Below are 19,722 nucleotides of genomic sequence, written 5' to 3'. Positions count from 1 at the left end.
GCTCTAGCTGAGCCCCAACATTGCACCAATGCCGCCATTGTTGAACTGGGCGTCCAGGCCCAGCACCAGGATCACGAAGATCGCCGGCGGCACAATCCAGCGAACGGCAAAGTGGAAGAACTCGAACAGCCCTTTGCCGGTGTGCGAGAGTTCGTCACGCAGCAGCGCCTTGGGGATCACCCAGCCGGTGAAGACCGCCACCAGGAAACCGCCCAGCGGCAGCAGCAGGCTGCCCGAGAGCCAGTCGACGAAATTGCCACCGAACTCCGGCGAGTAAACGGCACCCGCACCGATCATGAAGGCAAAGAAGCCGACCAGCACCGCCGTCTGCGCCCGGCCGAAATTCGCGTGCTCGTCGACGAAGGCCACAACGCCCTCCAGCAGCGAGATCGACGAGGTCACGGCCGCGATCAGCGCCAGGGCAAAGAAAGCGCCGCCAATGATATTGCCCGCCGGCATGTCGGCGAACACCGCCGGCAGAGCCGAGAAGATCAGGCCCAGGCCTTCACCCGGATCGATACCCACCATGAAGACGATCGGGAAGATCATCAGGCCCGCGATCAGCGCCACCATCGTGTCGGCCGAAGCAATCGTCACCGAGGAGGAACCGATATTGGTATCCTTGGGCAGGTAGGAGCCATAGGTGATCATGATGGCCGACGCGACCGAGACCGAGAAGAAGGCCTGTCCCAGCGCCTGGACGAAAGTCTGGCCGGTGACGGCCGAGAAATCCGGACGGAAGAGGTAGGCCACCGCTTCACCGGCATGACCATTGGCCAATGAGTAGATGGTCAGAGCGATGAGGACGATGAAGAAGAGCGGCATGAGCAGCGTGGCGACACGTTCGATCCCGCCCTTGAGCCCCTGGGCGACAATACCGACCGTCAGGCCCATGAACAGGATGTGCCAGAACAGCTGAATACCCTGACCATTATAGAACATGGTCGCGCCTTCATCGGTCCCGAAGCCGCCGGCAAAACCGGCGACCGAGAACGCCATGACCTGGCCGGCGATGACGGAATAGGTGGTCAGGATCAGGAAGCCAGCCGCGGTACAGACCCAGCCCACGATGGACCAGTTGCCGGACTTGCCGGCCTCGAGCGCCATCTTGCGCGTCGAGGAGATTGCCGATTGCTGGGCGTGGCGGCCGATGGCGATTTCCGCCATCAGGACCGGCAGCGCGAACAGGATCACGCAGCCGATATAAATCAGCACGAAGGCCGAACCGCCATTCTGACCCGTCATGAACGGGAAGCGCCAGAGATTGCCGAGACCGACCGCGGACCCGACCGCTGCCATGATGAATGCAAAGCGCGACGACCAGTGCGCATGCGTCCCCGTGGGCGTAACCGCCATGAAAACTCTCCCCTGCCTGGGCGCGGCCCCCCGCGCCCGAATTGTGAAAAATTGTCGCGCACACTTCCCCAACGGCCCGATCAGGTCAAGCTGGCTTCGCCAGCGCAACCAACGTGCGCGGCAGCGCCCGATATCGAAACGATGGCGCCGATTGGCGTGCAACCACACGACTAGCCGAACAGGCCCGCCCCCCGCGGCGGTTCGGCATTGCGGTGAATATGTGCGCCCAGGATGAGACCGAAGCCGGCCAGCACAGCCATCATCACGGTCCCGCCATAGGAAATGAGCGGCAAGGGTACACCAACCACCGGCAGGGCCCCCATCACCATGCCGACATTGATGATCACATAGAGTGCGAAAGTCGTTGCCACGCCCATGCTCAGCAGGCGCAGGAAGGTGGACTTGCAGCTGATCGCGATGGCGATCGTGTTGGCCAGCACGAGCGCGTAGATCGACATGACGACCAGCCCGCCGACGAAGCCGAATTCCTCGCCCAGGATGGTGAAGATGAAATCGGTCTGCTTTTCCGGCAGGTATTCCAGCTGGGACTGGGTGCCCTCCATGAAGCCCTTGCCGGTGAACCCGCCGGACCCCAGCGCGATCTTCGACTGAAGGATCTGATAGCCCGCACCGAGCGGATCAGCGTCCGGATTGAACATCGTCATGATGCGTTCGCGCTGATAGTCGTGCAGGCCGTAACGGAAGAAGCCGACGGCGCCGACAATGCCGGCAACGGCGCCCGGCAGAATGATCTTCCAGCTCAGCCCGGCCAGAAAGACAATCGCCCCGCCCGTTGCAATCAGGAGCAGGGTGGTACCCAGATCCGGCTGTTTCGCAATCAGCAACGCCGGCAGACCGATCAGCGCCGCCGGGATCAGCAGACCACCGAGGCTGGAGACTTTGTCGGTCGGCAGATCGTGATAGAAGCGCGCCAGCGCGACAACGAGGGCCAGCTTCATGACTTCGGAAGGCTGCACCCGGATCGGTCCGATATCCAGCCAGCGCTGCGACCCGTTAATCGTGACGCCGGCGATCTCGACGCCCGCGAGCAGCACCAGAGCCACGACATAGATCGGATAGGCAACGCCCATCCAGAAGCGTGGCGGAAACATCGCGATCACCATCATGCCGCCGAAGGCCGCCGAAAAGCGGATGGCATGATTGACGGCCCAGGGTGTCCAGCTGCCGCCGGCCACCGAATAAAGCATGCCAACACCGGCACCACCGAGCAGGATCAGCAACAGGACCAGCGTCCAGTTCAGCTCCATCAGCTTGCCGCGCAGATCGCGCGGCACGCTCTCGCGAAAAACTGCCATCAGGCCCCCCCGCGCCGGTCAGTGCCGGCCAGGTCGGCAAACACGCCGGCCCGGCTGGACGGGTCGCGCGCGACAACGCGGCGCAGAATATCGCGGGCCGGGCGCGTTGCCGCACTCGATCCACCGCCATGTTCCACCACCACGACCACGGCATATTTCGGATCGTTGGCCGGAGCGTAGCACATGAAGAGGCCGTGATCGCGCAACCGCCAGGGCAGGTCGTCCTGGTCGCGAACGCCGGACGCGCGTTCCTCGGCCGTAATGGAATAGACCTGCGCCGTACCGGTCTTGCCGGCCATGGCGACGCCTTCAATGCCCAGCCCGCCCAGCGAATAGGACGTACCGCCCGGCTCCTCGACCACGCCGCGAAGGCCAGCCCGCACACGGGCCAGTGCCGGTTCGGAAACACCGATATGCGGCGCCGGACGGGCCAGCGCATTGCGATAGAGCGTCGGCTCGACAGCCCGGCCGGAAGCGACGCGGGCCGTCATCACCGCCAGCTGCAGCGGCGACATCAGCACCGCACCCTGGCCGATACCGACATTGTAGGTGTGCCCCGTCGTCCAGGGCTCGTTATTGCGCGCACGCAGCCAGGCCGGATTCGGCATATTGCCGGAACGTACGCCGGAAATGCCGATATTGAATTGTTCGCCAACACCGAAGCGAACCGCCATGTCATGAAGCCGGTCGATGCCGAGCCGGTCGGCCATTTCATAGAAAAAGATATCGCAGGACGTTTTCACCGCTTCGTGCAGGTTCACGCGCCCATGACCCTGGCGGCGCCAGCAGTGAAACTCACGCCGGCCCAGCATGGTGGATCCGTTGCAGAAGACCGTCTCGTTGGGATCGACCAGGCCATGCTCCAATGCGGCCGCCGCCACAACGGCCTTGAAGGTCGAGCCCGGCGGGTAAGTGCCCATGATCGATTTGTGGAAGAGCGGATTGTGATCATTCGCACGCAGGGCCGAGTAGTCCGAGGAGGAAATACCGCCAACGAACAGGTTCGGGTCGAAACTGGGTGTGGACACAAGCGCAATGAGCTCGCCCGTATTGACGTCGATCACCACGGCCGAAGCGGATTCCTGGCCGAGTCTCTCGTGGGCGTAGCGCTGGATATCGGCATCGAGGGTCAGAACCACGTCCCGGCCGGGTTGGGGCGCCGTGGACTGTTCGGGCAGTTCGCGGATCACGCGGCCGCGGGCATTCACCTCGGTCTTCAGTGCACCGGCGGCCCCGCGCAGATCACGTTCGCGCGAGACTTCCACGCCGGTCTTGCCGACCCGGAAACCCGGATGCAGCAGCAGCCCCTCCTCCTCGCGCGGACTGGCGGCGATATCGTCTTCATTCGCCGTCTGGACGTAGCCGATGACATGCGCGAAGGCCGCGCCATAGGGGTAGGACCGCACCTCGCCGACATCTGGGCGCACACCGCCCAGATCCGGCGCATTGAGATTGATCGCCGAGAAAGTCTGCCAATCCAGATCGTCGGCCACGGTCACCGGACGATAGCGGGACTGGCGGCGAACCGCGCGCAGCACGCGCTCCCGATCGGCATCGGACAGGGGCATGAAGCGTGACAGCCGGTCCAGGGCTGCGCCGACATCGCCGGCCTGCTCCGGTACCAGCAGCACCCGGTAGCTGTCACGATTGTCGGCGACCGCGATGCCGAAACGATCGAGAATGCGGCCCCGTGACGGCGGCAGGAGATCGAAATTGAACTGGTTGTCCTCGGACAGCAGACGATAGCGCTCGCCTTCCAGCACCTGGAGAGAATACAGGCGCGCACCGAGGCCGATGAAGGCCAGCCCGCCAAGGCCCGACATGATAAGGGCCCTGCGGGTGAATTTCAGATCCTGTTCCTGGCGGTCAGCGCGCATCTTGCCTCGCGATCAGCCCCCGATGAACCCGGACCGGACCGGGCGACGATTTCGCAGCACCAGGAAGGCCAGTAGCGGGAACATCAGCATCGTGGCTGCCAGTTCAATGATCAAGAGCTGCAGGTCGGCCATTTGCTCCAGCGCAAAGCTTCCGGCGGCAAAGGCGATGCCATGGGCCAGCAGGAGCGTTGCCCCGAAACGCAGCAGGACCGGCGGCAGATCGCGTGGCATGCCTTCCTCGCCGCGAAAGCGGCACACCGCCAGCGCGACCAGATAGGACAGGGCCCAGACCCCCATCGGCGCTCCGGTGAGAAGATCCTGGGACAAGCCAATGGCGAAGATCACGATCGGCGGCATGAAGTGCGGGCGCAGACCCGACCACAGGAAAATCACCATCAGCGGCCAGGTCGGCATGACCGATATTCCGTCGATCAGGCGTGTCGGTGCCGCCTGGGTGACCAGGGCCAGCAGGACGGTAAAAACGCAAAGTGCGACAGAGAACCAGATCGAGCTGCGGTCCGCCGGCTTCCTCATGGCTGTGCCTCCGGATCCAAGGCCGCAGCCTCTTCTGTGTCGCCGACGGTGCCTTCAGTGCCGGGCAAGGCAGTTTCAGCGACAGGCGCCGCCGTGGCCGGACCGGCTTCTTCAGGGTCCAAAAGCCCGGCTTCGTCGGTGCTGACTTCCTCATCCGGCGGTGTCACGCGGCGGTAGGGCCAGACCCAGACAAAATCGACCGGCGCCTGGTCCGAATACAGCCGGACCCGCCATCCGCCTTCGCGCGTCGCGACTGCCTCGCCGACCGGCAGGCCGCGCGGCAGGATGCCGTCATCGCCCGACGACACTATCCGGTCGCCCGGCTGGATATCCGGCGCCCGGCCGACATATTCCAGGCGCGGATAGGACGAGTTGTCGCCGGCGAGAATAGCCCGCGCATTCGAGCGGTCCGCCATCACGGGGATGCGACTGTTGAGGTCGGTCAACAGCAGCACACGCGCCGAATGGCGGCCCGTCTCGTAAACCCGCCCGACCAGGCCATAAAGATTGATGACCGGATAACCATCCTCAATGCCCGATTGTGCGCCACGGCCGATCAGACGGGCGCGGACGAAGGGGCCACGCGGGTCGGCCACGGTCCAGGCCCCGATCCGGTCCTGGGTTGCGGGCGTGTCGACATTGAGGGCGTCTTCATAGATCTCGATCCGGTCGCGCTGGCGATAGGCGAGATCCTCCCAGTAGCGCGCCTCGATCAATTGCTGCCGCAGATCGGCGTTCTCCTGGGCAAGTTCGCCCTGCCGGCGGAAATAGGGGCCGATATTCTTGATGGCACGAAGCGGCTGGGCAACCAGTTCAAGAACGGGCGCCGTCAGGTCGGTGAAGCCGGCGCGGATACGAGCGAACGTATCGGATCGCGATTGCGGGCGGTCGAAAGCGATCAGCGCGCAGGACAAAACAAGAAGCGCAATGAAGACGGTCCGCGAGAAGCGGACGCCCTGCTCGCCATCATGTCGTGTCGAGCGCCTTGTGGCCACCGCGACTCACTCCTTCTCCACCCGCAAGGGCGGAGGTTACACGGCTTCGGAGAGAATGGGGCGCCAAATCCGCAAGTCTTCGACGGCCTTGCCGCAGCCGAGCACGACGCAGGACAGGGCCTCGTCGGCCAGGCTCACCGGCAGGCCGGTGCGCTCGCGCAGCTCGGTGTCGAGATTGCGCAGCAAGGCACCGCCACCGGTCAGCACGATCCCCTTGTCGACGATGTCGGCCGCCAGCTCCGGCGGGGTCGCCTCGAGGGCCTGCTTGACCGCCTCGACGATCTGTTCGACCGGCTCGGACAGGCTGTCGGCAATCATGGCTTCAGTGACGGCGATCTCGCGCGGCACACCATTCATCAGGTCGCGGCCCTTGATGTCCAGGGACAGGCCCTCGCCCTTCACCGGCGGCATGGCCGAACCGATTTCCTTCTTGATCCGCTCGGCCGAGGTCTCGCCGATCAGAAGGTTCGCCGAGCGCCGGATATAGTTGATGATCGCCTCATCCATCTTGTCACCGCCGACCCGCACCGAACGCGAATAGACGATGCCGGACAACGACATCACGGCCACTTCCGTCGTGCCGCCACCGATATCGACGATCATCGAACCGGTCGGCTCGTCGATCGGCAGGCCGGCCCCGACGGCAGCCGCCATCGGTTCGTCGATCAGATAGACCTTGCGGGCACCGGCACCCAGCGCACTCTCATGGATGGCGCGGCGTTCAACCGCTGTCGCGCCCGACGGCACACAGATCACGACCTGCGGCGACACCATGGCACGGCGATTGTGCACTTTCTGGATGAAATGCTTGATCATTTCCTCGGCCACGTCGAAGTCGGCGATCACGCCGTCGCGCATCGGGCGGATCGCTTCGACATTGCCCGGCGTCTTGCCCAGCATCAGCTTGGCCTCGGCACCGACAGCCTGCACGTGCTTGCGCCCCTTCTCCACCTTGTAGGCAACCACGGAGGGTTCGTTCAGGACGACACCGCGCCCCTTGACGTAGACGAGCGTGTTCGCGGTACCCAGGTCGATGGCGATATCCGCGGAGAGCAAACCGAAAAGGCTGTTGAGCATGAGCGTGGCGCGTTCAGACGTGTGGCGGCAAAGCCGCGGTGCAACTTGTTTTTCTTGTGCGATGGTCCGCGATAGATTGCAAGGGGCGCAACGGTGCGGGCGCACATGTCATGGCAGGTCTGCCTGCTATTCGGGGGCCGCTGCCTCGGCCTCGGCAGCCAGTTCGGGCCGGTTCCGGCGCAGCCATTTGCGCGCCATCAGCATGATGCCGAACCAGGCGCCGACGGCGCCGAACAGCGCCAGTCCCACGAGCACTCGTCCCTCGCTCAACATGGCCAAAATCCCCTGCCCTGCAAGGCCAACCACGATGATTTTGGGACCGGTTCCCAGAGCGGTGCCCAGAAGGAAGGCCCAATAGGGCGTGCGGGCAATGCCGAAGCCCATATTCACCACGATGAAGGGCCCCGAGGGCACCCAGCGCACCACCATGGATGCCACCAGCCCATTGCGGCCGATGAAACTTGAAATCCGGTTGGCCCAGTCGCCGCCATACCGCTTGAGGATGCGCGCGCCGAAGACGCGCCCCATCCAGAAATTCACCGATGCTGCTGTCAGGGTCGCTATCCAAGCGTAGAGTGCCCCCGTGACCGGACCGAAGGCGACGATCGCCGCAGCCATCAGTCCGAATTGCGGTGCGCCCAGGAAAGACAGGGCGATAAAGACGCCGATCGTGACGGGCAGTGCGTACCAGCGATCCTGCAGCGAACCGAACCAGCTGCCGGCAGCACCCGGCTCGATCTCCAGCACGAAACGCCCGATCAGGAAGATAATGGCGACGACAATGAACAGGGCCACAGACACGCCGATGGCCCGCGCGGCACGCGCATCCATGCGTAGGATGAAGTCGAAAATCCGGTTCATGCTCGGCCGTTCCGTATGGCGCGGTTCGTCTGAGAAGTCACAGGTCGGGCCGTGCGCAAATCAGTTGGAACCCGCCTCACCGTCGGACATTTCGGCGTCCATGTCGACGGTTTCGCCCGACGCGATGGCGACAAGCTTGGCGCGCTGGATGGCCAGCACGGCGAGCTGTTCGTCGAGAACCTTGAGAATGTCGCGGGCCTCGTCCTGATCAACCCGACCCGGCGAACGCTCGGTCTCGCTCAGCGACTCCATCAATGCGGAGATATTGCGCGCATTGGAGCGGCTGGCATCGCCGGCCAGGGCCAGCCAGTTGGCATCATCCGCCTTCTCGATCGGCAGGAAGATGCCGCCCGCCAGGGCTGCGAGGTGCTGGGCCGCTGCCGTTGCGCCGTTTTCGGTCAGCGTGGCCATGCGGGTGTAGGAAATTTCATTGCTGGAATCCGGGTCCGCCAGCGCATAGACGCGCGTGCGGCTCAGATCGAGCAGTTCCATGACCTTCGGGATGCCGCCCACTTCCTCGAAGACGCGCGCCACCACTTCCTTGGGTTCACCATATCGCCGGACTTTGACCGGATTGAATGACATGTCCTGCCCCCGCAGTAAGAAATAAACAATAGCCGCTTAATACAGGCCCATTTCCGGCTTGGCTATTTCGCGTCACCGTAGATGCGGCTGCGAAGCTCAGCACCGGCGGCCTCGACCGGCAGTTCACGATCCCGGGCGCGGTCAGCTGTCATGGCGTTGCCCGCCTCGTAGGTCTCGACCCAGCGCTTGGCAAAACTGCCATCCTCGATCGCAGCCATGGCGCTGTCGAAAGTGCGCCGGAGTTCCGGGCCAGCAATGGCATCCTCGATCTGGCGCGCGCCATATTCGGCCGTGTCGGAGATCGCCTCATACATGCCGGCAATCCCGCGCGCCTGGATCAGGTCGGCGAGATATTTGATCTCGTGAACGCAGTCGATATAGGCCATGCGCGGCGACACGCCGGCAGCAACCAGCCGGTCGAAACTGGCTCTGGCCAGCGCGACCATGCCGCCCACCAGCACGACCTGCTCACCGAACAGGTCGGAGACGGTCTCCTCACGGAATGTCGTCGGAAAAATGCCGACCTCGCCGGATCCGATGCCGGCAAGATAGGCCAGGGCAAGCTCGCGGGCGTGGCCGGATGCGTCCTGGTGCACCGCCCAGAAGCCGATCAACCCCTTGCCCTTCTCGAATTCCTGGCGCACTGCCCCGCCCGGCCCTTTTGCCGCGGCCAGGATGATATCGGCATCGGCCGGTGGCTCGATCAGCCCGTAATGGATCGAGAAGCCGTGGCACAGGATCAGCGCCTGGCCCGGCTTGCGGTTGGGAGCGATATGCCGATCCCAGATCTGGCGATGGGCCTCGTCGGCGGCGAGCAGCGCGATGGCATCGGCCCAGCGCGCCGCCTCGTCCAGGCCGATCACATCGAACCCGTCCGCCTCGGCCTTGTCGCGTGACAGCGAGCCATCCCGCAGCGCGATCCGGATATCCCGCACACCGCTGTCGCGCAGGCAGAGCGCGTGCGAGCGGCCATGATTCCCATAGCCCAGAATGGCCAGGCGGCAGGTGCGGATCGGATCGAGATCGATGTCTTTGGTATAAAGCGGGTCAGTCATCCTCGGGGGCGCTTTGCGAATCGGCTTCCGGTGCTTCGGGCCGATAGGACGGATCATTCGTCCCCATGTCCAGCAAACCGCGCCAATTCCCCGCCCCGTCCTGCCGCCATACGGTAACATAGGTGCCACGTCCGGCTGGCGCGCTGGCGCGATCGCCATCAGGATGCAGCGACCACAGCCCCCAGGTGACACCGAAATCACCGCCCTCGGAGGCAAAGCCTTCAAGCGGCTCCCAGTGCAGCAGGATGCCCTCCGGCCAGGCATCGAACGAGCCGCTTATCTCTGCAGAACCGACCAACGCATCCGCGGTGCCACGAATCAGCCGCCCGTCGACATCGTCCATAAAGGTCTCGAACGCCGGACCGGGCCCGGTCTCGGCGGCCATCGCCGCAAAATCGCGATCGGCCTGCATGATGGCATCGACGGCCGTCTCCTGGGCGACCACCGGTGTCGCCGTCAGGGTCAAAGCCGTCAGCGCGTTGATCATGGTACCTGGATGCATGTCAGTCCCCCTCGTCCAGAATGCCGGCCAGCTCGGCCCGCGCCGCTGCCGGATCGAGCGAGACTATCCGCGGCCAGCTGGCCGTTTGATTACGGAACCATGTCAGTTGACGTTTGGCATAGCGGCGGCTGTCGCGCTTCGCGGTCTCTACCGCCGTGTCGAGATTGAGCTCGCCGCGCAGATGCGCGATCAGCGGCGGCACACCCAGTGCCTTCATGGCGGGCAGGTCCGGATCGAGATTGCGGGCCGCAAAGGCCTCGATCTCGGCCAGCGCACCGGCCTGCATCATCCCGTCGAAACGCCTGTCGATACGGTCGTAGAGCGCGGCCCGGTCCGGTTCGATGACGATCCCGCGCCAGCTGCCCGCCGGCAGGAGCGGTTGTGTATCGGCCTGGAAGTCGGAGAGAGCCCGGCCCGTTTCAAAGCCGACCTCCACCACGCGCAACAGGCGCTGGCGGTCGCCCTGCTCGATCCGCGCCTCGGCGACGGCATCGAGACGCCGCGCCTCTTTGCGCAATGCCTCCATACCGCCTGCATCGACCAGCGCCGCAGCCTTGGCCTTGGCCGCCGGTCCGATCTCCGGAACAGGCGCCAGGCCGACCGTCAGTGTGTGAAAGTAAAGACCTGTCCCGCCGGCCAGGATGGGCGTGCGTCCCCGGGCCCGGATATCCGCGCAAACAGCCAGGGCGGCTTCGGCCCAGCGCCCCGCCGACCAGCGCTCGCCGGGATCGGCCACGCCGAAGAGATGATGGGGAATACGCGCGGCTTCCTCGGGCGAAGGCCGGGCGGTGATCAGGTGCAGACCGTTATAGATCTGCATGGAATCCGCATTGACGATCTCGCCGTCCAGCCTTTCCGCCGCAGCAATCGCCAGGGCGGTCTTGCCCGCCGCCGTCGGTCCCGCAATCAGCAGGGCCCGGGTGGCCGGCGACGTCACGGCCGGATGGAATGCAGCACGTACTGGCCGCCACGATTGACCTGGAAGCGGATCGGACCGCCGGAATGGCCCGAAACGATCTCGCGGATATCGGCAATCGTCGCAACGCGGGTGAATTCCACTTCCTCGATCACATCGCCGGGGCGGATCTTGCCCGCGGCGTCGCTGGACGCGTCGACCTCGGTCACCAGCACGCCCTGGGCGTCCGGATCGACCCGGTAGCGGCGGCGCGAGGGGGCGTCCAGCGCAGCGAGCGTCATACCGAGAACTTCATTCGCGTTGCCCTGGGAGGGGTCGACCACGCCGCCGGCGGAACCGCTGCCAGACGCCGCGTCTTCATCACCCTCGCGCTCAAGCTCGCCCACCGTGATGTCGAGCGCCATGCGGCGATCGCGGCGGATAATCTCGATCTGGACTTCGCGGCCGATCTCGCTTTCCGCGACCATGCGGGGGAAGGTGCGGCTCTCGCGGACACGTTGACCATCAAAGCTCAGGATCAGATCGCCTTGGCGCAGGCCGGCTGCTTCGCCCGGACCGTCGTCCTCGATCCGCGAGACGATGGCACCATAAGGCGTGTCCAATCCAAAGCTCTCGGCCAGTTCCGGAGTGACGCGATGCACGCTCACGCCCAGCCAGCCGCGGCGGGTCTCGCCGAACTCGATCAGCTGGTCGACCACGCGGCGCGCCAGGTTGGACGGGATAGACAGCGAGATGCCGACGCTGGCGCCGGTCGGCGACAGGATCAGCGTGTTCACACCGACAACATTGCCCGCCATGTCAAACAGCGGCCCGCCGGAATTACCCGTATTAATGGCCACATCGGTCTGGATGTAGTCGTCATACTGACCGCCGGCATCGCGGCCGCGCGCCGAGACCACACCCGCCGTCAGCGTGCCGCCCAGACCAAAGGGATTGCCGATCGCGATCACCCAGTCGCCAACCCGTGCCGTATCACTGTCACCGAAATCGACGTGGGGCAGCGCCTCGCTCACCTCCATGCGCAGGACAGCCAGGTCGGTGACCGGATCGATCCCCACCACCTCGGCCGCAAAGACACGCCCGTCGGGCAGGGCCACCTCGACCTCGTCGGCACCATCGATGACGTGATTATTTGTCACCACCAGGCCTTCAGGGTCGATGATGAAACCGGAACCGAGCGAATTCGCGATGCGCGGCGCGTCGCCGAAAATGTCGTTGAAGCGCTCCAGCGGCGAGCCTTCGGGGAATTCCGGCAAGCCGTCTCCACTGTCCAGCCGCTGGGCGGCCGAGATGTTCACCACGGCCGGAGACAGGCGCTCGGCCAGATCGGCAAAGCCGTCAGGCGCCGGGTGCGCCCACACCGCCGGAGTGACCAGGAGAACCAGGAAGACAACAAGAAAACGCGGCATCGCAACTATCCGTTCGATTTCGGGAACCGGAATACAGAACAAGGTGAATACCGCTTCGCGGCACCCCGCTGCAACCGCAGTGATGCAGGCTTAAGGTTTGCGGGGCGCTCAGCGCACCGCCAGCGCAACGATGGCGACGCCCAGACACAAAGCCGTGAGCCCGGCCAGGCGAAGCTGGTCCGGGCTCATCGCGCCAATTCTGGCGATCACGTCTTTCATAGCGCCGGGGGCCAGGGCGTAGACCGCGCCTTCAAGCGCGATCGCCACCCCGAGCCCGGCGAACAGGACCGTCCACACTACTGGCCGGTTTCCGACCGGAAGTAGTTGAAGAACTCGCTGTCCGGCGGAATCACGATCGGCGTGCCGTCGCCCATCGCCTGCTGGTAGGCCAGCATCGAGCGATAGAAGGCGAAGAATTCCTCGTCACGGCTGTAGGCCTCGGCGAAGATCTGGTTCTGGCGGGCATCGCCCTCACCGCGGATCCGTTCGGATTCGGCGCGCGCCTCAGCCTCGATGATCGCCGCCTGGCGATCGGCGTTGGCGCGGATTTCCGCGGCTCGCTGCTCGCCCTCGGCGCGGATGCGGGCCGCTTCCTGGTCACGTTCCGAGCGCATCCGCTGGAAGACGTTCTCGGCGATCTGTTGCGGCAGGTCGGCGCGCAGGATACGCACGTCGATCACCTCGATGCCGAAGCTGCCGGTACGCACCTGGTCTTCCACCGCAGTCTGCACCCGATCCATCAGCTCGGCACGCTGGCCGGAGATAACTTCGGAGGACGGGATCGACGCGATGACGCCGCGCAGGCTGTCATCCATGATCTGCTGCAGGCGAACGCGGGCGCCCCGCTCGTCGCGGAAGGTCTGGTAGAAGCGCAGCGGGTCGGTGATGCGATAACGCAGGAAAGCGTCGACGATCAGGCGTTCCTGGTCCGAGGCCAGGATTTCTTCCGGATCAAGATCGAGCTCGATATTGCGCTTGTCGAAGGTGAGCACTTCCATGATGAAGGGCGGCTTGAAATGCAGGCCCGGATCGGGCTCGCCGACCTCGTTAACCGCATCGACGGGCTCGCCGAGGCGCAGGATCAGGGCCTGCTCTGTTTCCGAGACCGTGTAGACACTCTGCAGGCCGATGAAGACGGCAACCGCAAGAATGATAATGCCGAACGTGCGGATCATTGATTGCCTCCTTGCGTGCGATTGCGGTTCTGGCCGAGTTCGTTGAGCGGCAGGTAGGGCACAGCCCCGGCCTGGTCATCGAGCACGATCAGGTCCGACCGGCGGAAGATTTCCTCGATTGTCTCGAGATACATGCGCCGGCGCGTAACATTCGGCGCCAGGCGATACTGGTCGTAAATGGCCACAAAGCGGTCGGCCTGGCCCTGGGCTTCGGCGATCACCGAGTCCCGATAGGCCTGGGCCTGCTGGGTCACCTGGGCGGCACGGCCGCGGGCCGCCGGGATCACGCTGTTGGCGTGGGCGGTCGCGTTGAGCTGGGCGCGTTCGGCTTCCTGCTGGGCGACATCCACACCGCGGAAGGCGTCGATGACGCGTTCGGGCGGCTGGGCGTTGCGCAGGTTGACCTGCAGAACCTCGATGCCGGCATTGTACTCGTTCAGCGTTTCCTGCAGCAGTTCACGGGTCCGGCGGGAGACTTCCGCACGGCCTTCCGTGATGATGAATTGCAGGTCTGACGTACCGACGACTTCGCGCATGGCGCTTTCCGCCACGGCCCGGACGGTCGCTTCCGGATCGCGCACATTGAACAGGTAGTCGCGCACACCGTCGGGATAGCTCAGATCGACACGCCACTGCACGGCAAAGTCGATATCGACGATATTCTCGTCGCGGGTGAGCATCTGGCCTTCATTGCCCTGGCCGATGGTGATCGTGTTCGTTGTCGTCACTTCCGGCAGCGTCACCGTCTCGATCGGCGTGGGCAGCTTGAAGTGGAAACCCGGCGAGGAGGTCCGGGAATACTCGCCGAAGCGCAGCACGACGCCAGCCTCGTTCGGGCCGACCTGGTACCAGCCGGATCCCGGCATGACGAACCAGACGCCGGCGATCACCAGCAGGATGAAACCGAAGCCGAAGGCGCTGGCTCCGCCACTGCCCTTCTTGCCGCCGCCATTGCCGCCGCGTCCGCCGCCGCCGAACAGGCCGCGCAGCTTGCGCTGCATGTCGCGAACAACCTCGTCGAGATCGGGGCCTTCATCGCCACCGCCTCCCCCTTGGGGACGGCGTCCGCCCCACGGGTTCTGGTTGTTGTTATTTCCTCCGCCGGAGCCCCAAGGGCCTCCGCCGCCTCCACCCTGATTGTCGTTCCACGGCATGGGCTGGATCGATCCTCTTGCTAGTCTTGTGCCCTACATGAACGCAAGCGCGCCAGCGTTCAAGAGCGGGCAAGCGGGACACGCAGACGCAGCGTCCCTCATTTTCGCGCGCATCAGATGCGGTCGAGCCGCCGGAAGACGAAGGCATGATCGTCGCCTTCGCCGGCCGGATGGGTCTCGCGGCGGACTTCCGTCCAGGCGGTTTCTTCCACATCGGGGAAACGGGTATCGCCGTCCGGCGCGGCATCCACATCGGTCAGATAGAGCCGGTCGGCCCGTTCCAGCGCGGCCGTATAGATCTGCGCGCCGCCGATGACACAGACCTCCTCAACCCTGTCCGCATTGGCCCGGGCAAAGGCCGCAGCCAGCGCATCGCCGAGATTGCCGGCGACCGTCGCGCCGTCAGCCTGATAGCCGGACTGGCGGGTGATGACGATATTGAGCCGGCCCGGCAGCGGCCGTCGCGGCAGACTCTCCCAGGTCTTGCGCCCCATGATCACCGGCTTGCCGCGCGTCGTGTCGCGGAACAGTTTCATGTCGGACGACAGACGCCAGGGCAGATCGCCATCGGCACCGATCACACCATTGCGGCCGCGCGCCGCGACCAGGCAGATTTTCGGAACGATGATGCCGGTCATATCGATACCGGCTTGTCCAGCCAGCTGAGCCATTTTTCCTGCACAGCCGCGTCCAGGTCGACGCCTTCGGAGCGCGCCAGCAGGAGCAGCATGCCCAGCGCATCGGCCATTTCCCGGCGCAGTGCCGCGCGGGCCTCATCGTCGGCCGGGCGGCGCGACCGGCCGGTTGCATCGAGATAGGCCTGGGTCAGTTCGCCCATCTCTTCCTGCAGCTTGAGCAGATACCAGTCGCCCGACCGGTCGATGCCGTAATGGCCGGCATAGATATCGGAGACCTGCGCGATCTGCGCACCCAGATCGGTGAGAGGTCCTGACATGCCGCCCCCTAGACCGCGACCGGCGCAGAGATGCGCGGGTGCGGGTCATAGCCCTGCAGGGTGATGTCCTCGTATTCGAAGGCGAACAGGTCCTTCGCGTCCGGATTGAGCGACAGGCGCGGCAGGGCGCGCGGCGTACGCGAGAGCTGCTCTTCCACCTGGTCCATATGGTTGGAATAGATGTGGGCGTCACCGAATGTGTGGATGTATTCCCCCGGTTCCAGCCCGCACACCTGGGCCACCATCGCCGTCAGCAGCGCATAGGAGGCGATGTTGAACGGCACACCCAGGAACATGTCGGCCGAGCGCTGATAGAGCTGGCAGGAGAGTTTTCCGTTGGCGACATTGAACTGGTAGAGCGTGTGGCAGGGCGGCAGCGCCATGTTCGGCACATCCGCCGGATTCCAGCCCGACACGATCAGCCGCCGCGAGGACGGATTGTTGCGGATCTGCTCGAGAATATTGGACAACTGGTCGATCTCGGTGCCGTCAGGCCCTTCCCAGCGCCGCCACTGCTTGCCGTAGACCGGACCGAGATCGCCGTTCTCGTCGGCCCACTCATCCCAGATCGTCACACCGCGTTCCTGCAGCCAGCGCACATTCGTCTCGCCGCGCAGGAACCAGAGCAGTTCGATCGCGATCGACTTGAAATGCACTTTCTTGGTCGTCAGCAGCGGAAAGCCTTCCGACAGGTCGCAGCGCAATTGCCGGCCGAAAACGGCCCGCGTACCGACACCGGTGCGGTCGTGCTGTTCGGCGCCGGTCTCGCGGATATCGCGCAGGAGATCGAGATAGGCGCGCTCAACTGCCGAGCCAGGAAGGCCGCCCGCGCCTGCCGCTTCCGGCCGGCTATCCGCAAAGGCCAGGTCCGCCATGAATTCCTCCTGCGATCCGCGCAACTCGACTGATTCGATCCTCGCAAGTCTAACCGCTCGAGACGCAGCCGGGAGCCTGCCTGCAGCGCTGCGCCGGGGATAACCGGCCAAGCCTCAAGACTTCCGGCCGCTTCGGTGCCTGCTGACCCGAAACACTTTCGAGCACGCAACTGGCGGGCCTGTGGCGGGCACTTGGCGGGTTCGTGACGCAAGGCAGGCGTGGCGCACTCGCCGCAGGTCTGGTCAATCCCGCGCATCCGATTACAACAAACTTCCAGGAGAACGAGATGGCATTCAAGGCAGACGCAGCGAAGATCAAGCGCTGGCGCGAGGAGCGGCACTGGTCGCAGGAACATCTGGCAGAACTGGCCGGCATCGGACTTCGCACCGTGCAGCGGATCGAGAATGGCGAACAGGCGTCGCGCGACTCCCTCACCGCCCTCGCCGCAGCCTTCCAGGTCGAGGCACTTGCCCTGTGCATCGATCCGGAGGCCGAAGCGGCCGGAATTGTGCAGATCAAGAACCGGAAAGTCGCAGCCGACCTGCGCCTCTCCTTCCTGATCCACCTCGCCAGCTATGTCTGCGGCATGGTCGTATTCGCCGGGATAAGCCTGGGCGTCGGCGCATTCGTGATGAAATGGGCCACGATCTGGTGGACGGTTGGCCTGGCCGGGCATGGTGTCGCCCTGGCGATCGTCGAAATCGTCGCACGGCATCAGCAACGCTAGACCTCGCCCGCTTTGACGCCGTCAACCATGGCAACCTGCCGACAGCGTTGTGGCAGGAATGATCCCGCTGCGGGCCGTTTCCGGCTTGCCACCGCACCGGGTTGCGATAGCCTACTGAACGGAACAATCGGGGAACATTCCCGCAATGGAGGACGATCAACATGCTTGGCTACGTAACCCTGGGGACGAATGACCTGCCCCGCGCCGCCGCCTTCTATGACAAGCTCTGCGCCGAATTCGGCGCAGGCCGTTTCATGGAAGAGGACACATTCATTGCCTGGGGCACGGCCGATGGCGGCTGCGGCATCGCGCTGAGCAAGCCTTTCGACGGCAAGGCGGCCACGGTCGGCAATGGTGTCATGGCCGCTTTCCAGGCCAAGGACCGTGCGCACGTCGACAAGGTCTACAAGCTGGCAATGGAACTGGGTGCCCAGGACGAAGGCCCGGCCGGTCCGCGCGGCGAGAGCGGTTTTTATGCCGGCTATTTCCGTGACCCGGACGGCAACAAGCTGAACGTGTTCTGCATGTAGGCCCGAGGGCCGGGTCCAGGGCGCACAGCGCCCTGGACCCGGCCTTGTCGGCCGTCAGTATCCGATGGCGGCGCCATCCTTCCGCATTTCCGAGGCCGCGTGATAAACGCCGGTCTCCGGATCGCGCCAGATGGCCTGGTAGCCGCCGAAGCCAGCATCGCTTTCGCCGAGCACATGGCCCCGGGCTTCCAGCTCGGCCCGGACGTCGTCCGGCACCCCGTTTTCCAGATGCAGCACACCGACCGTGCCGGCTTCGCCGATCCCGTCGGTCGGTTCCGTCGATCCGTCATGACGCCAGCGCGCCGCATCGCCCGCTTCCTGCACGTTGAGCCCGAAATCGATCATGTTCACCAGCACATGCACATGGCCCTGCGGCTGCATCGCCCCGCCCATCAGGCCGAAGCTGAGCACGGCATTCTCGCCCTGGGTCACCATGGCGGGAATGATCGTATGGAAGGGACGCTTGGCCGGTGCGTAGACATTCGGATGCCCCGGCTCCAGCGAGAAGAGCTGGCCCCGGTTCTGCAGCATGAAGCCGAGACCGTCCGGCACCAGGCCGGAGCCCATGCCGCGATAATTGGACTGGATCAGCGACACCATCATGCCATCGGCATCCGCCACGGTGAGATAGGTCGTATCGCCTTCTTCCAGGATTTGCGGATCGCCCGGACCGACGCGCTCCATCGCCTCCTGCATGGAAATCAACGCGCGGCGTTCCTCGGCATAGGCATCGGAGACCAGCGCCTCGACCGGCGCCTCATGGAAATCCGGGTCGGCGTAGTAGCGGGCACGGTCCTCGAAGGCGAGACGCTTGGCTTCCACCATGACATGCAGCGCGTCCGCGCTCATGAAGCCCATGGATGCGAGGTCATAGCCTTCCAGGATCTGCAGCATCTGCAGTGCGGCGATGCCCTGGCCCTGGGGCGGCAGCTCCCACACGTCATAACCGCGATAGTTCACCGAGACCGGATCGACCCATTCCGACCGGTGTGCGGCGAGATCCTCGTAACGCAGGGGGCCGCCGATCCGCTGCATATAGGCGTCGATCGTGCGAGCGATCTCGCCCTCGTAAAACGCGTCGCGGCCGCCTTCAGCCAGCAGGCGGTAGGTCCCGGCCAGGTCGGGATTGCGGAAAATCTCGCCCTCGCGCGGCGCATCGCCATCGGCGGTCAGATAGGTTGCGCGCGCATTGTCGAACTCCTCGATCATGCCGGCATCGACGGCGGGCTGGAAACGCTCGAAATTCATCTGCCAGTAGAAGGCGATGGTCTCGGTGAGCGGGAAACCGGTCTCGGCATAGTCGATCGCGGGCGCGAGGATCTCATCCATCGGCAGCCGGCCGAAGCGCTCGTGCAGCGTGAACCAGCCATCCACCGTACCGGGTACGGAAACCGGCAGCGCGCCCCCCGGCGGGATACCGCCCCAGGCCTCGCTTTGCGCCAGCATGTCCTCATAGCTCAGCCCCTGCGGCGAGCGTCCGGCGCCGTTGAGACCGTAGACCTGACGGGTTTCGGGATCCCAGAGGATGACGAAGAGGTCACCACCGATACCGTTGCCGGTCGGTTCCATCAGCCCGATCGCGGCATTCGCGGCGATCGCCGCATCCACCGCATTGCCGCCGGATTTCAGGATGTCGATCGCGACCTGCGAGGCGAGCGGGTGGGCCGTTGCCGCAACGCCGTGCTGCGCGATGACCGGCGACCTGCTGGCGAAATGCCCGCCGGAGACCCGGTCGCCGGGGTAATGGGTTGGCGGCTGTGCGTAAGCAGCATCGAAGGCGGGAAACATCATGGTGGCGAGGAGAGCACAAAGAAAACGGGTC

Annotated in this window: 21 protein-coding genes; 2 read left to right on the top strand and 19 right to left on the bottom strand. The window is 64.8% G+C overall.

The features are described from left to right. Window positions 1-3: 3 nt before the first annotated feature. The 18 genes from ACXAJV_RS05440 to ACXAJV_RS05355 all read right to left on the bottom strand — a co-directional run bounded on the left by ACXAJV_RS05440 (window position 4) and on the right by ACXAJV_RS05355 (window position 16,642). Window positions 4-1,356, bottom strand: coding sequence for a sodium-dependent transporter (locus ACXAJV_RS05440; protein ID WP_475082802.1), 1,353 nt, complete (start codon window positions 1,354-1,356; stop codon window positions 4-6). A gap of 170 nt (window positions 1,357-1,526) precedes the next feature. After that, window positions 1,527-2,672 (bottom strand): rod shape-determining protein RodA, encoded by a 1,146-nt coding sequence (gene rodA / locus ACXAJV_RS05435; RefSeq protein ID WP_475082799.1) that lies wholly within the window; start codon window positions 2,670-2,672, stop codon window positions 1,527-1,529. Continuing rightward, entirely contained in the window at window positions 2,672-4,549 is a 1,878-nt protein-coding gene (gene mrdA / locus ACXAJV_RS05430; protein ID WP_475082797.1) for a penicillin-binding protein 2, read from the bottom strand. Before mrdA ends, rodA begins: the two co-directional genes overlap by 1 nt. 12 nt (window positions 4,550-4,561) lie before the next feature. Then, on the bottom strand, window positions 4,562-5,083 hold the full coding sequence (gene mreD / locus ACXAJV_RS05425; RefSeq protein WP_475082795.1) for a rod shape-determining protein MreD: 522 nt from the start codon (window positions 5,081-5,083) through the stop codon (window positions 4,562-4,564). Then, complete coding sequence (gene mreC / locus ACXAJV_RS05420) at window positions 5,080-6,078, bottom strand: rod shape-determining protein MreC (protein WP_475082792.1); 999 nt, start codon at window positions 6,076-6,078, stop codon at window positions 5,080-5,082. The genes mreD and mreC overlap by 4 nt, the downstream gene beginning before the upstream one ends. Before the next feature lie 36 nt (window positions 6,079-6,114). Next, window positions 6,115-7,155, bottom strand: coding sequence for a rod shape-determining protein (locus ACXAJV_RS05415; RefSeq protein WP_291889023.1), 1,041 nt, complete (start codon window positions 7,153-7,155; stop codon window positions 6,115-6,117). A 126-nt stretch (window positions 7,156-7,281) separates the two neighbouring features. Beyond that, complete coding sequence (locus ACXAJV_RS05410; RefSeq protein WP_475082789.1) at window positions 7,282-8,016, bottom strand: TVP38/TMEM64 family protein; 735 nt, start codon at window positions 8,014-8,016, stop codon at window positions 7,282-7,284. Window positions 8,017-8,076: 60 nt separating this feature from the next. Continuing rightward, window positions 8,077-8,601: a hypothetical protein gene (locus ACXAJV_RS05405; RefSeq protein WP_475082786.1), complete on the bottom strand. Its 525-nt coding sequence runs from the start codon at window positions 8,599-8,601 to the stop codon at window positions 8,077-8,079. A gap of 62 nt (window positions 8,602-8,663) precedes the next feature. Beyond that, window positions 8,664-9,656, bottom strand: coding sequence for a ketol-acid reductoisomerase (gene ilvC / locus ACXAJV_RS05400; RefSeq protein WP_475082783.1), 993 nt, complete (start codon window positions 9,654-9,656; stop codon window positions 8,664-8,666). Then, a complete protein-coding gene (locus ACXAJV_RS05395; RefSeq protein ID WP_475082780.1) occupies window positions 9,649-10,158 on the bottom strand; it encodes a YybH family protein in 510 nt (169 codons plus the stop codon). Before ACXAJV_RS05395 ends, ilvC begins: the two co-directional genes overlap by 8 nt. 1 nt (window position 10,159) lies before the next feature. Beyond that, the gene (gene miaA, locus ACXAJV_RS05390) at window positions 10,160-11,095 is read right to left on the bottom strand and encodes a tRNA (adenosine(37)-N6)-dimethylallyltransferase MiaA (RefSeq protein WP_475082777.1); all 936 of its coding nucleotides are present in this window, start codon (window positions 11,093-11,095) and stop codon (window positions 10,160-10,162) included. Continuing rightward, window positions 11,092-12,483 (bottom strand): Do family serine endopeptidase, encoded by a 1,392-nt coding sequence (locus ACXAJV_RS05385; protein ID WP_475082774.1) that lies wholly within the window; start codon window positions 12,481-12,483, stop codon window positions 11,092-11,094. Before ACXAJV_RS05385 ends, miaA begins: the two co-directional genes overlap by 4 nt. 108 nt (window positions 12,484-12,591) lie before the next feature. Beyond that, window positions 12,592-12,780, bottom strand: a complete 189-nt coding sequence (locus ACXAJV_RS05380) for a DUF2065 domain-containing protein (protein ID WP_475082771.1) — start codon at window positions 12,778-12,780, stop codon at window positions 12,592-12,594. Next, window positions 12,780-13,658 carry a protease modulator HflC gene (gene hflC / locus ACXAJV_RS05375; RefSeq protein ID WP_475082769.1) on the bottom strand — a complete coding sequence of 293 codons (879 nt, stop codon included), beginning with the start codon at window positions 13,656-13,658 and terminating at the stop codon, window positions 12,780-12,782. Before hflC ends, ACXAJV_RS05380 begins: the two co-directional genes overlap by 1 nt. Continuing rightward, the gene (hflK, locus tag ACXAJV_RS05370) at window positions 13,655-14,812 is read right to left on the bottom strand and encodes an FtsH protease activity modulator HflK (RefSeq protein WP_475082767.1); all 1,158 of its coding nucleotides are present in this window, start codon (window positions 14,810-14,812) and stop codon (window positions 13,655-13,657) included. The genes hflC and hflK overlap by 4 nt, the downstream gene beginning before the upstream one ends. 113 nt (window positions 14,813-14,925) lie before the next feature. Then, entirely contained in the window at window positions 14,926-15,483 is a 558-nt protein-coding gene (locus ACXAJV_RS05365) for a dihydrofolate reductase (protein WP_475082764.1), read from the bottom strand. Next, window positions 15,447-15,767 carry a phosphoribosyl-ATP pyrophosphohydrolase gene (locus tag ACXAJV_RS05360; RefSeq protein WP_475082761.1) on the bottom strand — a complete coding sequence of 107 codons (321 nt, stop codon included), beginning with the start codon at window positions 15,765-15,767 and terminating at the stop codon, window positions 15,447-15,449. The genes ACXAJV_RS05365 and ACXAJV_RS05360 overlap by 37 nt, the downstream gene beginning before the upstream one ends. Window positions 15,768-15,775: 8 nt before the next feature. Further along, window positions 15,776-16,642, bottom strand: a complete 867-nt coding sequence (locus tag ACXAJV_RS05355; protein WP_475082758.1) for a thymidylate synthase — start codon at window positions 16,640-16,642, stop codon at window positions 15,776-15,778. Between the two features lie 287 nt (window positions 16,643-16,929). Here ACXAJV_RS05355 and ACXAJV_RS05350 point away from each other — a divergent pair, with 287 nt between their 5' ends. Then, window positions 16,930-17,370 carry a helix-turn-helix domain-containing protein gene (locus ACXAJV_RS05350; RefSeq protein ID WP_475082756.1) on the top strand — a complete coding sequence of 147 codons (441 nt, stop codon included), beginning with the start codon at window positions 16,930-16,932 and terminating at the stop codon, window positions 17,368-17,370. 161 nt (window positions 17,371-17,531) lie between these two features. Then, a complete protein-coding gene (locus ACXAJV_RS05345; RefSeq protein WP_475082755.1) occupies window positions 17,532-17,900 on the top strand; it encodes a VOC family protein in 369 nt (122 codons plus the stop codon). A 54-nt stretch (window positions 17,901-17,954) separates the two neighbouring features. On the opposite strand, the gene ggt is transcribed toward ACXAJV_RS05345, so the two are convergent. After that, window positions 17,955-19,691 carry a gamma-glutamyltransferase gene (gene ggt, locus ACXAJV_RS05340; RefSeq protein WP_475083292.1) on the bottom strand — a complete coding sequence of 579 codons (1,737 nt, stop codon included), beginning with the start codon at window positions 19,689-19,691 and terminating at the stop codon, window positions 17,955-17,957. Between the last annotated feature and the right edge of the window lie 31 nt (window positions 19,692-19,722).

Source organism: Maricaulis sp. ABE4_448, from assembly GCF_056160825.1.
This window is presented reverse-complemented; position numbering and strand designations above follow the sequence as displayed.

Excerpts from the sequence above, each read along its gene's own strand:
- hflK (WP_475082767.1), bottom strand. The coding sequence starts at position 14,812 with ATGCCGTGGAACGACAATCAGGGTGGAGGCGGCGGAGGCCCTTGGGGC.
- ACXAJV_RS05395 (WP_475082780.1), bottom strand. The coding sequence starts at position 10,158 with ATGCATCCAGGTACCATGATCAACGCGCTGACGGCTTTGACCCTGACG.
- ACXAJV_RS05365 (WP_475082764.1), bottom strand. The coding sequence starts at position 15,483 with ATGGCTCAGCTGGCTGGACAAGCCGGTATCGATATGACCGGCATCATC.
- ACXAJV_RS05345 (WP_475082755.1), top strand. The coding sequence starts at position 17,532 with ATGCTTGGCTACGTAACCCTGGGGACGAATGACCTGCCCCGCGCCGCC.
- rodA (WP_475082799.1), bottom strand. The coding sequence starts at position 2,672 with ATGGCAGTTTTTCGCGAGAGCGTGCCGCGCGATCTGCGCGGCAAGCTG.
- ilvC (WP_475082783.1), bottom strand. The coding sequence starts at position 9,656 with ATGACTGACCCGCTTTATACCAAAGACATCGATCTCGATCCGATCCGC.
- hflC (WP_475082769.1), bottom strand. The coding sequence starts at position 13,658 with ATGATCCGCACGTTCGGCATTATCATTCTTGCGGTTGCCGTCTTCATC.
- ACXAJV_RS05415 (WP_291889023.1), bottom strand. The coding sequence starts at position 7,155 with ATGCTCAACAGCCTTTTCGGTTTGCTCTCCGCGGATATCGCCATCGAC.
- mreD (WP_475082795.1), bottom strand. The coding sequence starts at position 5,083 with ATGAGGAAGCCGGCGGACCGCAGCTCGATCTGGTTCTCTGTCGCACTT.
- mrdA (WP_475082797.1), bottom strand. The coding sequence starts at position 4,549 with ATGCGCGCTGACCGCCAGGAACAGGATCTGAAATTCACCCGCAGGGCC.
- ACXAJV_RS05360 (WP_475082761.1), bottom strand. The coding sequence starts at position 15,767 with ATGTCAGGACCTCTCACCGATCTGGGTGCGCAGATCGCGCAGGTCTCC.
- ACXAJV_RS05385 (WP_475082774.1), bottom strand. The coding sequence starts at position 12,483 with ATGCCGCGTTTTCTTGTTGTCTTCCTGGTTCTCCTGGTCACTCCGGCG.
- ACXAJV_RS05405 (WP_475082786.1), bottom strand. The coding sequence starts at position 8,601 with ATGTCATTCAATCCGGTCAAAGTCCGGCGATATGGTGAACCCAAGGAA.
- ACXAJV_RS05440 (WP_475082802.1), bottom strand. The coding sequence starts at position 1,356 with ATGGCGGTTACGCCCACGGGGACGCATGCGCACTGGTCGTCGCGCTTT.
- ACXAJV_RS05350 (WP_475082756.1), top strand. The coding sequence starts at position 16,930 with ATGGCATTCAAGGCAGACGCAGCGAAGATCAAGCGCTGGCGCGAGGAG.
- ggt (WP_475083292.1), bottom strand. The coding sequence starts at position 19,691 with ATGATGTTTCCCGCCTTCGATGCTGCTTACGCACAGCCGCCAACCCAT.
- ACXAJV_RS05410 (WP_475082789.1), bottom strand. The coding sequence starts at position 8,016 with ATGAACCGGATTTTCGACTTCATCCTACGCATGGATGCGCGTGCCGCG.
- ACXAJV_RS05355 (WP_475082758.1), bottom strand. The coding sequence starts at position 16,642 with ATGGCGGACCTGGCCTTTGCGGATAGCCGGCCGGAAGCGGCAGGCGCG.